Annotated in this window: 11 protein-coding genes; 4 read left to right on the plus strand and 7 right to left on the minus strand. The window is 40.4% G+C overall.

All coding sequences use genetic code 11. From position 1 onward, the window contains the following. Positions 1–87: 87 nt before the first annotated feature. The 7 genes from lon to IEE83_RS30525 all read right to left on the minus strand — a co-directional run bounded on the left by lon (position 88) and on the right by IEE83_RS30525 (position 9,391). A complete protein-coding gene (gene lon / locus IEE83_RS30495; protein ID WP_194124489.1) occupies positions 88–2,565 on the minus strand; it encodes an endopeptidase La in 2,478 nt (825 codons plus the stop codon). A gap of 171 nt (positions 2,566–2,736) precedes the next feature. After that, positions 2,737–3,135 (minus strand): DUF6702 family protein, encoded by a 399-nt coding sequence (locus IEE83_RS30500; RefSeq protein ID WP_194124490.1) that lies wholly within the window; start codon positions 3,133–3,135, stop codon positions 2,737–2,739. Positions 3,136–3,306: 171 nt separating this feature from the next. Continuing rightward, complete coding sequence (gene rseP, locus IEE83_RS30505; protein WP_228102145.1) at positions 3,307–4,638, minus strand: RIP metalloprotease RseP; 1,332 nt, start codon at positions 4,636–4,638, stop codon at positions 3,307–3,309. Positions 4,639–4,833: 195 nt separating this feature from the next. After that, positions 4,834–6,648, minus strand: coding sequence for a MutS family DNA mismatch repair protein (locus IEE83_RS30510; protein ID WP_194124492.1), 1,815 nt, complete (start codon positions 6,646–6,648; stop codon positions 4,834–4,836). After that, positions 6,648–8,465, minus strand: a complete 1,818-nt coding sequence (locus tag IEE83_RS30515; RefSeq protein WP_194124493.1) for an ABC transporter ATP-binding protein — start codon at positions 8,463–8,465, stop codon at positions 6,648–6,650. The genes IEE83_RS30510 and IEE83_RS30515 overlap by 1 nt, the downstream gene beginning before the upstream one ends. A gap of 181 nt (positions 8,466–8,646) precedes the next feature. After that, complete coding sequence (locus IEE83_RS30520) at positions 8,647–8,979, minus strand: nucleotidyltransferase domain-containing protein (protein WP_194124494.1); 333 nt, start codon at positions 8,977–8,979, stop codon at positions 8,647–8,649. A gap of 1 nt (position 8,980) precedes the next feature. Beyond that, complete coding sequence (locus tag IEE83_RS30525) at positions 8,981–9,391, minus strand: nucleotidyltransferase substrate binding protein (RefSeq protein WP_228102146.1); 411 nt, start codon at positions 9,389–9,391, stop codon at positions 8,981–8,983. A gap of 220 nt (positions 9,392–9,611) precedes the next feature. On the opposite strand from IEE83_RS30525, the gene IEE83_RS30530 reads away from it, so the two are divergent. The 4 genes from IEE83_RS30530 (at position 9,612) to IEE83_RS30545 (ending at position 13,298) form a co-directional block, all read left to right on the plus strand. Beyond that, positions 9,612–10,181, plus strand: coding sequence for an RNA polymerase sigma factor (locus tag IEE83_RS30530; RefSeq protein WP_194124495.1), 570 nt, complete (start codon positions 9,612–9,614; stop codon positions 10,179–10,181). Beyond that, the gene (locus tag IEE83_RS30535; protein WP_194124496.1) at positions 10,162–11,769 is read left to right on the plus strand and encodes a hypothetical protein; all 1,608 of its coding nucleotides are present in this window, start codon (positions 10,162–10,164) and stop codon (positions 11,767–11,769) included. The genes IEE83_RS30530 and IEE83_RS30535 overlap by 20 nt, the downstream gene beginning before the upstream one ends. An 87-nt stretch (positions 11,770–11,856) precedes the next feature. After that, positions 11,857–12,390, plus strand: a complete 534-nt coding sequence (locus IEE83_RS30540; RefSeq protein WP_194124497.1) for a QcrA and Rieske domain-containing protein — start codon at positions 11,857–11,859, stop codon at positions 12,388–12,390. Between the two features lie 11 nt (positions 12,391–12,401). Continuing rightward, positions 12,402–13,298, plus strand: a complete 897-nt coding sequence (locus IEE83_RS30545) for a DUF5777 family beta-barrel protein (RefSeq protein ID WP_194124498.1) — start codon at positions 12,402–12,404, stop codon at positions 13,296–13,298. The last annotated feature ends 3 nt before the right edge of the window (positions 13,299–13,301 follow it).

Raw genomic sequence — 13,301 nt, forward strand, 5'->3', positions numbered from 1 at the left:
CGCTTTTTCTGTGTTTAAACCCCTAAAAAAAGAGGCACCATTGGGGCGCCTCTTTCGGGAATATTTCTGAAATGAATCAGGTAACTTTTATACAGTCAATGTTACGTATCCGCTTTCTTCTTTTTCTTTCTTTTCGTCTGGAAAAACAAAAGTGGTAGCGTTCGATACTTTTTCAGGGAGCAAGGCGATCTCTAACACTTCATCAACTTTATCCACATAGTAGAAAGTTAAATCTTTGATATAGTTCGCTGGTACTTCCTCAACGTCTTTGCGGTTTTTTGAGCACATGATAATTTCTTTCACACCGGCTCTTCTTGCTGCAAGGATTTTTTCCTTAATTCCACCCACAGGAAGCACTTTTCCACGTAAAGTAATCTCACCGGTCATAGCCAGGAACGGACGAATTTTACGTTGTGTAAAAATCGAAGCCATCGAAGTTACCATCGTGATACCCGCAGAAGGACCGTCTTTCGGAACTGCTCCCGCAGGAACATGCACGTGCAGATCGTAATGATTGAAAATACGGTAATCAATATCCAGTTTATCAGAATGTGCTTTCAAGTAAGAAAGAGCCGTAATCGCTGATTCCTTCATCACATCACCCAGTTGTCCCGACAAGGTCAAGCCACCTTTTCCACGACTTAAACTGGTTTCAATAAACAGGATTTCTCCGCCAACCGAAGTCCAGGCTAAACCTGTAACCACACCGGCAAAATCATTATCCTGATACAGATCTTTATCAAAAATCTCAGCACCCAGGAATTTCTCAACGTGCTCAATTTTTATTGTTTTTGGATATTCCTGATCCATCGCCACAGATTTGGCAATTTTCCGTACCAGTGTACCTACTTTTTGTTCCAGGTTACGAACGCCGGATTCACGGGTATATCCTTCAATAACGCGCAACAATGCAGCATCATCAAATTTCACATCCGTTGCTTTCAAACCGTGATCTTTGCGCTGTTTTGGTACAAGATAACGTTTAGCGATCTGCAATTTTTCTTCAATTGTATAACCCGTCATCTCGATAATTTCCATACGGTCGCGAAGTGCCGGGTGGATTGTATCAAGTGCGTTGGCAGTAGCTACAAAAAGTACGCGGGAAAGATCGTATTCAACTTCAAGATAATTATCTGTGAAAGAAGAATTTTGTTCAGGATCCAAAACTTCGAGCAATGCAGAAGCAGGATCGCCGCGGTAATCTGAGCTTACTTTATCAATCTCATCCAGAATAAAAACAGGGTTTGCAGAACCAGCCTTTTTGATGTTCTGGACAATTTTCCCTGGCATTGCTCCGATGTATGTCTTACGATGACCACGAATTTCGGCTTCATCATGTACCCCACCCAGGGCCATACGGATGTATTCACGGTTCAGAGATTTTGCTATGGATTTACCAAGGGAAGTTTTACCAACGCCGGGAGGTCCATACAAACAAAGAATCGGAGCTTTTAAATTTCCTTTCAGTTTTAAAACTGCAAGATATTCGATGATCCTTTCTTTTACTTTTTCCAAACCAAAGTGATCTGCATCCAGCACTTTTTGTGCGCGGACAAGATCAAAATTGTCTTTTGTATATTCACCCCAAGGCAGATCAACCAGCGTTTCCAGATAATTTAATGTTACCGGATATTCAGGTGCCATTGGGTTGATACGCTGTAATTTGGCAAGTTCCTTGTCAAAATGCGCACGAACAGTGTCCGACCATTTTTTCTGGCTTGCTTTGGCACGGATATCATCCATGTCGCGCTCCGGACTATCAATTCCAAGTTCATCATGCAAAACTTTAATTTGCTGACGCAGGTAATAATCACGTTGCTGCTGGTCGATATCAGAACTTGCTTTTGATTGGATTTCACGTTTTAATTCAAGCATTTCAATCTCCCGCATCATATACTGAAGCAAAAGCGTCGCCTGCTTGTGCCCGTTTCTTTCTTCCAGCAATCTTTGCTTATCAGCCACTTCAACATTAATATTTGAAGAAAGAAAATGGATCAGGAAAACAGGACTTTCTATATTATCCAATGCAATTCTTGCTTCCTGAGGAATCTCTGGATTCAAACGCATGATCTTATGCGCACCATCACGAAGCGATTGCAAAAGTGCTTTCGATTCTTTTTTAGTTGGAGCAACGAAAGAATCTTCTATTGCCTCAACCTCGGCAGTGAGATATGGATCTTCACTTAATATCTTTTTTATTTCAAAACGCTGACGGCCCTGAACGATAATCGTAACATTTCCATCCGGAAGTGTGATCATTTTCAGTATGTGTGCAACGGTTCCGATTTTATGCAGGTCGTCTGCGGTAGGATCTTCTTTATTTGGTTTGGCCTGCGTAACTGCACCCAAAATCCGCATGTTAATATCCGAATTACGATATATTTTTTTGACAAGACGGATTGCTTTTTGGCGTACTACGGTAACCGGAATAACCATTCCGGGAAATAGAACTGTTTGCCTGATTGGCAGAATCGCAAGTTCACTAGGTACTTCAAAAGGTTCATCAGAGCCCTCGGGACCACCCAGGGGAACAATTTCAAGGCTATCTAAATCCGAATCGGACATAAGAAGCCGACTATAGAGGTCAGAAGGTTCAAATTTCATAGGCATTCTGTCATAATGACAGATAATCTTTTCCTAATTTATAAATAATGACTTTCAAATGAAAGGGATAAATACAACAAAATTGCCGTGCCAACCAAATGTTGTCAGGCAAATTATCGATAATCACCTTTTTTAAAGCGTTTGAACAGATTGTCCCTTTTTATACAAAAAAGTTTTTGGTCCTGATGGAAGTTTCAGATTCATCATGTTAACCTGATCATCAAACGTTTCCATTAAAATGCTATTTTGAAGTTTCCAGCCTTCGGGATTTTCGGAAAATGGAATTTCAAGATAGATCCAGGTTGCATCAGCTTCTTCTTCCTTGCCGACATACTGGATTTCTGCTTTTTTCTGTGTGTTGGTCAGGGCAAAATGTTTGCGGACATAACGCTCTACAAACGGATTATTCTGATCATTATTTTTAATGGTGAAAATACGTTTGTTATTATCTTCCGAAAGTCCTTTTTCCAAATCATCCGTAAAAATACGAATACTTATTTCAAAGGATTTTCCAGGCTTATCATACTTCATTTGCGTTACGCTGACATGGTATTGATGTTTGGGCGCAAACGAGCTAGATAGCCAAAAGATAACGAGCAGAAAGGTAAGACGGGTGATCTTCAATGCAAACTTGTAAGAAGATGAGGATAATTTATAACCTCGACCGATTTACAAAATAAGCCGGTCGAGGGAAAATATTTTTTAGAAAACTGCTTTCCAAACGTCGTTGAAGATGGCAAAAGCCATTAATCCTAAAAGCAATACCATACCAACTTTCTGAGCATTTTCAAGGAAAACGTCAGAAGGTTTACGGCCGGAAATAATTTCATAAGAAAGAATAACGGCATGGCCACCATCCAAAGCTGGAATTGGCAAAGCATTCATAAATGCCAAAACCATGGAAAGTAAACCTGTAAGATGCCAGAAACGGTTCCAGTCCCAAACTCCGCCAAACATACGGGCAATTCCGATTGGGCCGCTTAATGCTTTTGAAGCAGAAACTTCACCGCGGAAAATCTTGCCAAAACCTTTGATGTTATTGAAAACAACGTTGAAAGCATTTTTTGTACCTTCTGAAATAGCCTGACCAACCGTAAATTTGATTGTTGTAAATGCCAAAAGACTTTCCGGATATAGCCCGATTGTTCCGTCAGCGGAAACTTTAACATTGATATCCTGTTGTTGTCCGGCGCGGTCGATAACGATTTTCGCTTCCTGACCTTTCAGTTTTGGAAGTGTTTCCTGCAATTCATTATAGTAACGAATCGGAGCGCCGTTGATCGAAACAATTTTATCACCCGCTTTGATACCTGCTTTTGCAGCTGGCATTCCTGGTACCAGTTCCCTGATTTTAAAGGGCATGGCAGGCATAATAAAAGTATTTTTTTCTTCACGATCAGCCTCTGAAAGTTTTTCGATAAAGTTATTTGGAATATCAATATCAACTTCCTGTCCGCCACGATTAACGGTGTAAGAACTGTTGCTTCCCAGAAATACATCAGAGCTCACAACATCATTAAAATCAGTGAAACTTTTTCCATTGATTTTTACAACTTTGTCACCTGTGCGAAGTCCGATTTGCTGTGCAAGATCGCCGGCTACAATACCGTATTTGTTAACTTCCGCGTTAGACAAAATCTTTTCACCGTCTTTATAAGCAAGGACGATAAATATAAAAATACCTACGATAACATTCACGATAATACCGCCAAGCATTACGATAAGTCGTTGCCAGGCTGGTTTTGAGCGGAATTCCCATGGCTGAGGATCTTTATTCATTGCCTCGGTATCCATGGATTCGTCAATCATACCTGATATTTTAACAAATCCACCCAGTGGAATTGCACCGATTCCGTATTCAGTTTCTCCTTTTTGTATACTCCAGATTTTCGGAGGAAAACCGATGAAGTATTTTTCAACACGCATACCAAACGTCTTAGCGGCAAACATATGCCCCCATTCATGCAATCCTACCAAAATAGACAAACCCAGTATGAGTTGTCCGGCCATAATCAGGTACTCTAAGTATTCCATTCAGATCTTTGAAATTATTGAAAATTGATAATGGAAATTGAAAATTGAAACTGTTTCGCGAGGCGAGGTAGATTCTTTATTTTCAAAGATTAAACTTTTATTTTTCTTGCTAATACAAATAAACGTAAACTCGTACAGTAAAGTTACTCAAAAGGTGCAATTTCATTCAAAAACCTTTGATGAACGGTAGTTGGTTTATGATTTTTGCATGTCAATATCAATTCCCATCATCCGCATTAATTCGGATGCGTTGAAAGATTTACAGATTCCATCGTGCAATTGATAATCAAATTTAAGCTGTCCGTTTTCCACATCGGAACGGAAATGGAAGTTCTGAACATAAGTTTCATTCGCGCCCCATTCACCTAATTCAAGGTCGTGGGTGGAAACCAGTCCTGCTGAACTTTTTGCGTGCAATTGACGAATCAGGGCTTCAGCGCCTTTATGTCTGTCTGCTGAATTTGTCCCTTTTAATATTTCATCCAAAAGATAAAAAACCGGAGATTCATTTTTTTCATCAGCCAGTTCTAAAAGCTGACGTAATCGTTTTAATTCAGCATAAAAAGAAGATGTGCTTTCTTCCAGAGAATCCTGCGTACGCATACTGCTGAAAACACGAAGCGGCGAACAGGCAAATTTGCTTGCAGATACTACGGCGCCTATTTGTGCCAGAACTAGATTTAGTCCGATTGTACGCAGAAATGTACTTTTTCCGGACATATTAGAACCGGTAACAAGGATCGTTTGTCCCAATCCATTCATGCCAAAATTATTACTTACCCGTTTTTCTTTCGGAATAAGCGGATGTCCCATTTCGGTTGTTTCAATATAAACACCTTTTTCCCAGGTTACCTGTGGAACGGTGGAATCCGGATAAGCAAAGGCATTTCCAGCCAGACTATTCATTGCTTCTGTATCAGCAAGAACATTCAACCAATCATGCAAATGGTCTTTGTTCGCTTTTTTCCAGTTTTCCAAACCAGCCAGACAGTGCAAATCCCACATTGTGGTAATACCGACAAAAATGGCGAAGAATGGGTGATTTCTATAATCCAGTCGCTCAAACAAAACGCCTGCTTTTCTAAGAGAATGGGCGGCGCCACGGATTAAAGTCTGGCGTTGTTTCCACCAGCGAGACCGGAATGGTGCAGCGTCAGCAATGTCTAATAAATCAGAATAAGCAGAAAGAGTGAAACCAAGTGCGGTCGTACGATTTACAATACCTTGCAGAGTTTCCTGATAACGTCTGAGAATGACCAGATGCCAAACAAGGCTCATTGCCAATAACCAGCCGGGAATTATTCCCGCAAAAACAAGTCCGCCAACCAGTAATGTTATGAATGGAAAAAACCGCCAGCGAAGGGAAGATTGTAAAGAATCAGGTAAAGTTTCCGCGGACCAATCACGAAAAGCGCCTACTTGCTGAGCTGCATGTTCATGCAAAAGTGCCGTTGCTTCCCAGATTTGTCTGAGTTTAGGATTGTTTTTAAATTCTTCAACCGCTTCCTGTCTCATCAGAATTTCTTCTAACGAAGCATGATGTTTCAGCCAGTTTGCCAATCTGCGGCTGCCTTCCGAAGTTCTTGTACGGTTTAATAGACGGTATAAAGAATATTCACCGAAAATATCAAGGTCGGTAGCGAACGAATGATTTTTTTCCTGAAAGTGAATTCCGGTATCTTTTCTCAGAAATTTAAAAGAAAGACGCTGGATTTCATCTTCATTTATGGTCTGGATATTCCTCTGGAAATTACGTTTTGTTTTGGCTGTTTGTTGAAGGCGCATCAGTATCAAAAATATAACCAATGCAATAGCAGTACCAATTCCCCAGCTCGGCTGATTAAAATGATTCCAAAGCCAGGCTGTTCCAAAAATGCTTAGAAAGGCCACTATTCTGCCAACCGACAGCATATTGAACTGCCCCTGCGCAATGGATTCTGCTAATTTTGCTTTTTTAAATTCAGCTTCAAAAAAAGTCTGTGGATTGGTAATTTCCTTTTGATTATCCATTAATGGCTTTCTGCGGTTTCAAACTGTAATTTAATCAGACTTGCATACAAGCCATTGTCCAGTAACGATAACTCCTGATGTGAACCGGATTCTGCAATCTGACCTTCACGGATTACGTAAATAGAATCCACCTTCCGGATGGTAGACAACCGGTGAGCAATCACAATCGTCGTACGGTTTTTCATTAATTCATCCAACGCAATTTGTACCAGTTTTTCCGATTCTGCATCCAGCGAGCTTGTTGCTTCATCCAGAATAAGGATTTTTGGATCTTTCAAAATCGCACGTGCAATAGCAATTCGTTGACGCTGACCGCCTGATAATTTGATACCACGCTCTCCAACAATGGTTTCGAATTTCTCAGGAAACGTGTCGATGAATTCCGTTGCATAAGCTTTTTTGGCAGCTTCAAAAATTTCAGAAGCCGTTGCCGAAGGACGACCGTAAGCAATATTCTCATAAATCGTTCCTCCAAAAAGCATTACTTCCTGCGGTACGATCGCGATGTTTTTACGCAATTCGGAAATTCCATAGTCGGTTACCGATTTTCCATCGATCAGTATTTGTCCTGATTGATGTTTATAAAACCGCATTAATAACTGGATAATCGTCGATTTGCCAGCACCGCTATAACCAACCAGGGCAATTTTTTCTCCCGCCTTAACATGTAATGATATTCCTTTTAACACAGGAAGATCAGCTCTTGAAGGATACGAGAAATGCACATCGCGGTATTCAATTTCTCCCAAAACGTGAGCCTTTGGTTCTTCTGCGGAATCTTCGACCGTTACCTCCGAAGTTTCTCTTAATAATTCAAATATACGTTCCGAAGCACCGACCGTTTTGTTGATCTGCGCGTATAAGTCGCCCATGCCGCCGATGGAAGCGCCTATAAATGTTGTGTAGAGAATGAATGTAAACAAGTCAGAAAGACTCATTTCACCGGATTGTACCAATCCGGCTCCAAACCAGATTACCCCAACAATTCCACCGAAAATGGCGAAAATGATAAACGAGACAAAGCCACCGCGGAATGACGATGCTCTGAGTGCAAGTTGGACAACGCGTCCCAAGGCGCTTTCGTACCGCTTAACTTCCAGATGTTCATTTGTAAATGCTTTTACTACATTAACTGATTGCAAAGTTTCTTCCACAATTACGTTGGCCGCTGCCAGTTCATCCTGTGCTTTTTTGGACAAACGACGAATATATCTCCCAAAAAACGCAGACGCCACTACCAGAATCGGAAAAGTCGCCATCATGAATAAAGTCAGCTTCCAGGAAGTGTAGGAAATGATAGCGATACCAACAACAAGCGTTGCAACCTGACGGAAAAATTCTGCAATTGTAAAAGATAAAACGCCTTCCAGCTGCGAGACATCCGATGTGACACGGCTCGTCAATTCACCAACACGACGTTGTTCAAGAAATTCAAGCGGCAAGGTTATGATTTTGCTATACGTATCCCTTCGAAGATCCGCCATGGCTCTTTCACTAACTCTGGTGAAAAGGTATATGCGTAGGAATGCAAATATGGATTGGAAAACTAGAACCAGGATCAGGAAGCTTGTTATCTGGTTAATGGTGTATTTTGATTTTCCTTCAATTACTTCCACAATACCTCCAACCAGTTTTGGAAATGCAAGCGATGTAAAAGTTGAAAGCACCAGAAATACCATCCCGACTATGAAAATCCATTTATATGGAAGTATATAACGAAAAAGGGCAAACGTTTTTTTGAGTCCTTCCCAACTGATTTTTTTCACCGCAAACGGAGATGCTGAGTCTCCTTCCTCACTATTTCTTCTTTTGGCCATTACAAAAAGGTATTCGACATGCGTTACTTAAAATGATGCTGAAACAGAAATTATGTTTCGTTAAAGCGGATGAAATTTATTTCAAAACGCTGATAACCATAACACTATATTCAGAACGGCAAAAGTACGGAATAATTGATAATTAAGTGATAAGAATAAGAAGTCTGACAATTGAGATTTGTCATTGTTTGGGAAAAAAGTCGGTTTCCGTTTTTTTACTGAAAAATAATTGGCCGACACGGTTGATGTGGTCAAGAAAATCCGGGTTATTTATTTGGTGATAAATTGATAAGTCAAAGGTGTAGGGTAAAAGCAGATCGTCTAATTGTTCGTCCACTTTTCCAACAATCAGAAGCGTGAGATTTTTTCCTTTAAAGGTTAAATCAATATCAGATCCGTTTTTATAAGTTCCTTTTGCTCTTGACCCATAAAGGATAGCTTCTTCGATTTCCGGAAAATTTGCCAAAACCGCTTGAATACGCTGAATTACATTTTCTTTTAAACCGTATTCCATATCAGGCCAGGAACTGTGTCATTTTGTTTTGAAATTCTTTGAATGCGGGGTAGTATGAAGCAATTATTTTGTTTGTTATTTCATCAACAACTTCTTCATTGTAGGTATGAGTAGTCAAATTTCGACTATTAATCATGTCCATCCAGTTCTCTCCATCAATTATCAATCCTTTTTTGAAAGCTTCTCGGGTTGCGCTTCGGGAACCCATGATCGTATTATTTCCTTCCAATTCAAAAAAATCTTTCATCACATTCCAGGCGAGTTCATGGGTATATTCAAATCTTTGAATTAAACCTTCTCTTTCAAGTTCTGACAATCCATTTTTTTGAAATACCGTGATCGCATTGTCAAGTTTTGAAAACGCTTTGTTAAAATTTTGAAACCTTTGTATCCAGCGAATATCTTGCTCCATAATTTAAAATCAGATACTTAGCACTTTGTATTCATTTACATTTGCTTAAAATTAATGAAAGTTTTGTGATAAGCAGGAAATCATATTTCCGCTGAAAAGGAAGCATAACATCAATAATCAGTCGTTGTAAAAACCACACAATTAAAAAATAATTAAAAAAAGATTTCAGATCACGCAACCGTTTTGTCTTTCGGTTCGTAACTACTAAAAAAACAAAGACATGCCCGAGTATAACTCCGCCGTTCTACATGAACTACTCGACGGCTGTTTGAAAAAGAACCGCCGTAGTCAGGAGCTGTTGTATAAACAGTTTTATGGCTATGCTATGAGCATCTGTTTGCGCTATACACGTAGTAGGGAAGAGGCAAAGGAGATACTGAATGATGGATTTTTAAAGATTTTTACCAAGCTTGATAGTTTCGACCAGAGCCGTTCTTTTAAAAATTGGTTGAGCAGGATAATGATCAACACCGCACTGGATCATTACCGGCACGAAATTCGTCATGAAGTTTTAGATGATGTGGAAGCTGCGGATCAGGTATTTGTAGATGAAACAGTGATTACTAAAATGGCGCATGAAGAAATTATCGGTTTGATACAGGAACTGACGCCGGCTTACAGGCTGGTATTTAGTTTGGCTGTGATTGACGGTTACACACACGAAGAAATTGCTGAGCAATTGAATATTTCCGTTGGAGCTTCAAAGTCAAATTTGTCGCGGGCCCGGGAGAAATTGAGAATTATGCTATCCAAGATTAATATAGACAATTATGAAAGAGTTCCCAGATGACGAACTGGACAAGCTCTTCAGAAAGTCTGCGGAAGAGCTTGATTCGAATTTTGATCCCCAGGATTGGAATGCGTTAAAAAACAGGTTGGACGAAAATGACGGAAAAACACCCGGTGGCTGGTTTAAAAAATGGTGGCCGGCTGGTATGCTTGCACTTTTGATGCTGGCAGGATTGACAACGTATTTATTGTCAAATGAGGAGAGAAATGCGGAAAAGAGTGTTGTCAGGAAAGAAAATCAGTTTCCTGAGTCAGGGGTATTAACTGAAAATCAGAATAAGCAACCAGCTGAAAAGGCAGGAAGTGTTTCTGATGATACAAAGCTGGCTGAATCTGGAAACAGTTCGGAGAAAGATGGTAATAATACGTTTGAATCAAAATCTGATAAAAACTTGTCAATTACCGGAAAAGAACTAAAAGCAAAAACGGATTATTCACAAGGTGAAAAAGTTACGGCAACGCGTACTGAAATTGCTAAGACAGATAAATTAAAAGATTCTGAAAATAAAACATTAAAACTATCCACAAAAAGCGAATACAAGGTTTCCAAATCCGAAAACAGAAAGACACTGCCCCGGCGCTGGTCTAAGACAGGCGGAGTGTACTTAGCACCAAACCATTCTATTGGGAGAAGGGGCGACGGGGCATCTTTATCTGAAAATGCTGATAATCAGAATATAAACGGTGTAGCAAATTTGGATGTAGCAAAAGCCAGACCAGAAAAGCTGCCGCCAGTGATTTCGAATACAGTGGAAAATGGGAATTCAGGAAATGTTAAAAACAGTTTTTCGATTGTTGATAGTAAGCAAAAGGTAGTTAGTGAAGACGTTGATAATAGTGAAATAACAAGACTCAGTATTTCGGCTAACGCATTAAAATCCAGATCACTGGTTTGGAAAAAATCAAATTCATTACCGAAAATTGAAGTTAAAGAAGCAGAAATTCCGCCAGTTTCAGAACCGGTTAAAGAAGTCAGCGAGAAAGAACCGACACCAAAATTTGCAGTTCGTTTTAGTTATTCACCGGATATCAGCAGTGTGGGATTAAAGAATCTTACCAAACCGGGAACAGCCGTTTCTTTGCTTGTTGAATATGCGCTTTGGTCGAAATTATACATTCAAAGTGGTGTGGCGAGAAGTTCAAAAGTGTATAAGGCGGAAGGTGGAGAATACGTTTGGCCGAGCAGCTGGGATGATCAAACCGTTAGACCTTACAGTACTGATGCAACTTGTAAAGTAATTGAAATTCCGCTGAATCTTCGTTATGATATAACGAATGGAGCACGTTCGAGGTGGTTCGTGGGCGCGGGAGTTTCATCTTATTATATGCAAAACGAAAAATATATCTATAACTATAAGCCGGGTGCAACCGGAGTAAAATGGCCTGACTGGGACGGTTCAACCGGTTGGTATTGGCTTAGTCACATCAATGCTTCGGCAGGATATGAATATCGTTTTTCAAAGAAATTGTCGCTTTTAGCAGAACCCTATGTGCGGATTCCGGTCAAGAAAGTTGGCTTTGGAAAAGTAGACTTGTTTACCACAGGCGTCTGGTTTTCAATTCGTTATACCCCTATCTTTAAAAAGTAACCCGATCGGTCAAGATCATTTTCCAATTCCTGAAAATCAGGAAACGGGAAAACTATGTCTGAATTTTCACCAACCTACTTATATCACATGAACACTACTCAGAAAGAGACGATGAAACGAGGGGAATTCCTCAGAAGTCTGAGCCTTGGAACCTCAACGTTAATGGCCTTTTACTGCATGGGCACCATGACATCTTGCAGCACCGGAGACATGGATCCATTAACTGCAACAACGCCTACAACACCCACAACCCCGACAGATCCAACAACAGGCGCAGCCTTTACCGGAAATGCAACCACTTCGGCTGGCGCTATCAATTTCACTATTGATCTTACGAATACTGCTTATTCTAAATTAAAAACCTCCGGATCTTACCTGATCATCGGTGATCTGATTGTGGCACTTTCTACAACAAATACCTATGTCGCACTTTCAAAAGTTTGTACGCATGAAGGAACAACGGTTCAGTACAGAAGTTCGGAAAATGATATCTACTGTGCCAATCACGGATCAGAATTTAAACTGACCGGCGCCGTAGACAAAGGCCCGGCAGTGGCCGCTCTGAAAGCGTATAAGGCTGTTCTTTCAACAGATGGCAATTCATTAACAGTAACCGCATAATCCCGAAAATCATGAAAGCACTCCGCCTCGCAATCATCTTACTTTTTCCTGTAACAACGCTCTGTGCGCAAAACGATTTACTTGGGGAATTGAACAAACTGGATAGCAATACAACCGTTCCTGTGGAAGCTACCTTTAAATCCACCAGAATCATAAATGGCCACTCTATGGAAACAGTGAAGAAAAACCATATGGATTTTCGGATATCTCACCGTTTTGGCCGCCTGAACTCCGGTTCTTATCAATTGTACGGATTGGATCAGGCTACGTTAAGATTGGGATTTGAATATGGACTTAGCGACGATCTGATGATCGGTGTCGGAAGAAGTACCGAACAAAAAGCATTCGATTTTTTTGCCAAATACCGTTTATTAAAACAAACTTCCGGAGCAAGAGTTGTTCCCGTTTCAGTGACACTTTTTGCAAGCAGCGCAATCAGAACGTTGCGTCCGCTTACGGATGAGGAATTGAAACGCAGTTTCCAGAATAAATTAACCTATGTTTATCAGGCATTGATCGCCCGGAAATTCAGTGAAAAACTTTCTTTACAAATTACGCCAACCTATCTATATCGAAACCTGCCTGAGCTAACGGGAGAGGAGCGGGGACTTTTCTCTCTTGGTTTGGGAGGTCGGTTGAAAATCAGCAGACGGGTTTCTGTAAATGCTGAATATTTCTGGACAGCAAGGAATAATGGCGCGCTGCCTTACCATGATTCCATGGCTTTGGGTGTTGATATTGATACGGGCGGTCACGTTTTTCAGCTTCATTTTACCAATTCGCTGGGTATGATTGAAAAACAATTTATTGGAGAAACCACCGGAAGCTGGGGTAAAGGAGATGTGCACTACGGCTTTAATATTTCCAGAACTTTCAGTTTTGACAAGAAAAGTAAAAGGAAAGGTTAATCA

The organism is Dyadobacter subterraneus, from assembly GCF_015221875.1.
GTDB classification, from domain to species: Bacteria; Bacteroidota; Bacteroidia; order Cytophagales; family Spirosomataceae; genus Dyadobacter; species Dyadobacter subterraneus.

Excerpts from the sequence above, each read along its gene's own strand:
- IEE83_RS30535 (WP_194124496.1), top strand. The coding sequence starts at position 10,162 with ATGAAAGAGTTCCCAGATGACGAACTGGACAAGCTCTTCAGAAAGTCT.
- IEE83_RS30525 (WP_228102146.1), bottom strand. The coding sequence starts at position 9,391 with ATGGAGCAAGATATTCGCTGGATACAAAGGTTTCAAAATTTTAACAAA.
- IEE83_RS30545 (WP_194124498.1), top strand. The coding sequence starts at position 12,402 with ATGAAAGCACTCCGCCTCGCAATCATCTTACTTTTTCCTGTAACAACG.
- IEE83_RS30530 (WP_194124495.1), top strand. The coding sequence starts at position 9,612 with ATGCCCGAGTATAACTCCGCCGTTCTACATGAACTACTCGACGGCTGT.
- IEE83_RS30510 (WP_194124492.1), bottom strand. The coding sequence starts at position 6,648 with ATGGATAATCAAAAGGAAATTACCAATCCACAGACTTTTTTTGAAGCT.
- IEE83_RS30520 (WP_194124494.1), bottom strand. The coding sequence starts at position 8,979 with ATGGAATACGGTTTAAAAGAAAATGTAATTCAGCGTATTCAAGCGGTT.
- IEE83_RS30515 (WP_194124493.1), bottom strand. The coding sequence starts at position 8,465 with ATGGCCAAAAGAAGAAATAGTGAGGAAGGAGACTCAGCATCTCCGTTT.
- IEE83_RS30540 (WP_194124497.1), top strand. The coding sequence starts at position 11,857 with ATGAACACTACTCAGAAAGAGACGATGAAACGAGGGGAATTCCTCAGA.
- IEE83_RS30500 (WP_194124490.1), bottom strand. The coding sequence starts at position 3,135 with ATGAAGTATGATAAGCCTGGAAAATCCTTTGAAATAAGTATTCGTATT.
- rseP (WP_228102145.1), bottom strand. The coding sequence starts at position 4,638 with ATGGAATACTTAGAGTACCTGATTATGGCCGGACAACTCATACTGGGT.
- lon (WP_194124489.1), bottom strand. The coding sequence starts at position 2,565 with ATGTCCGATTCGGATTTAGATAGCCTTGAAATTGTTCCCCTGGGTGGT.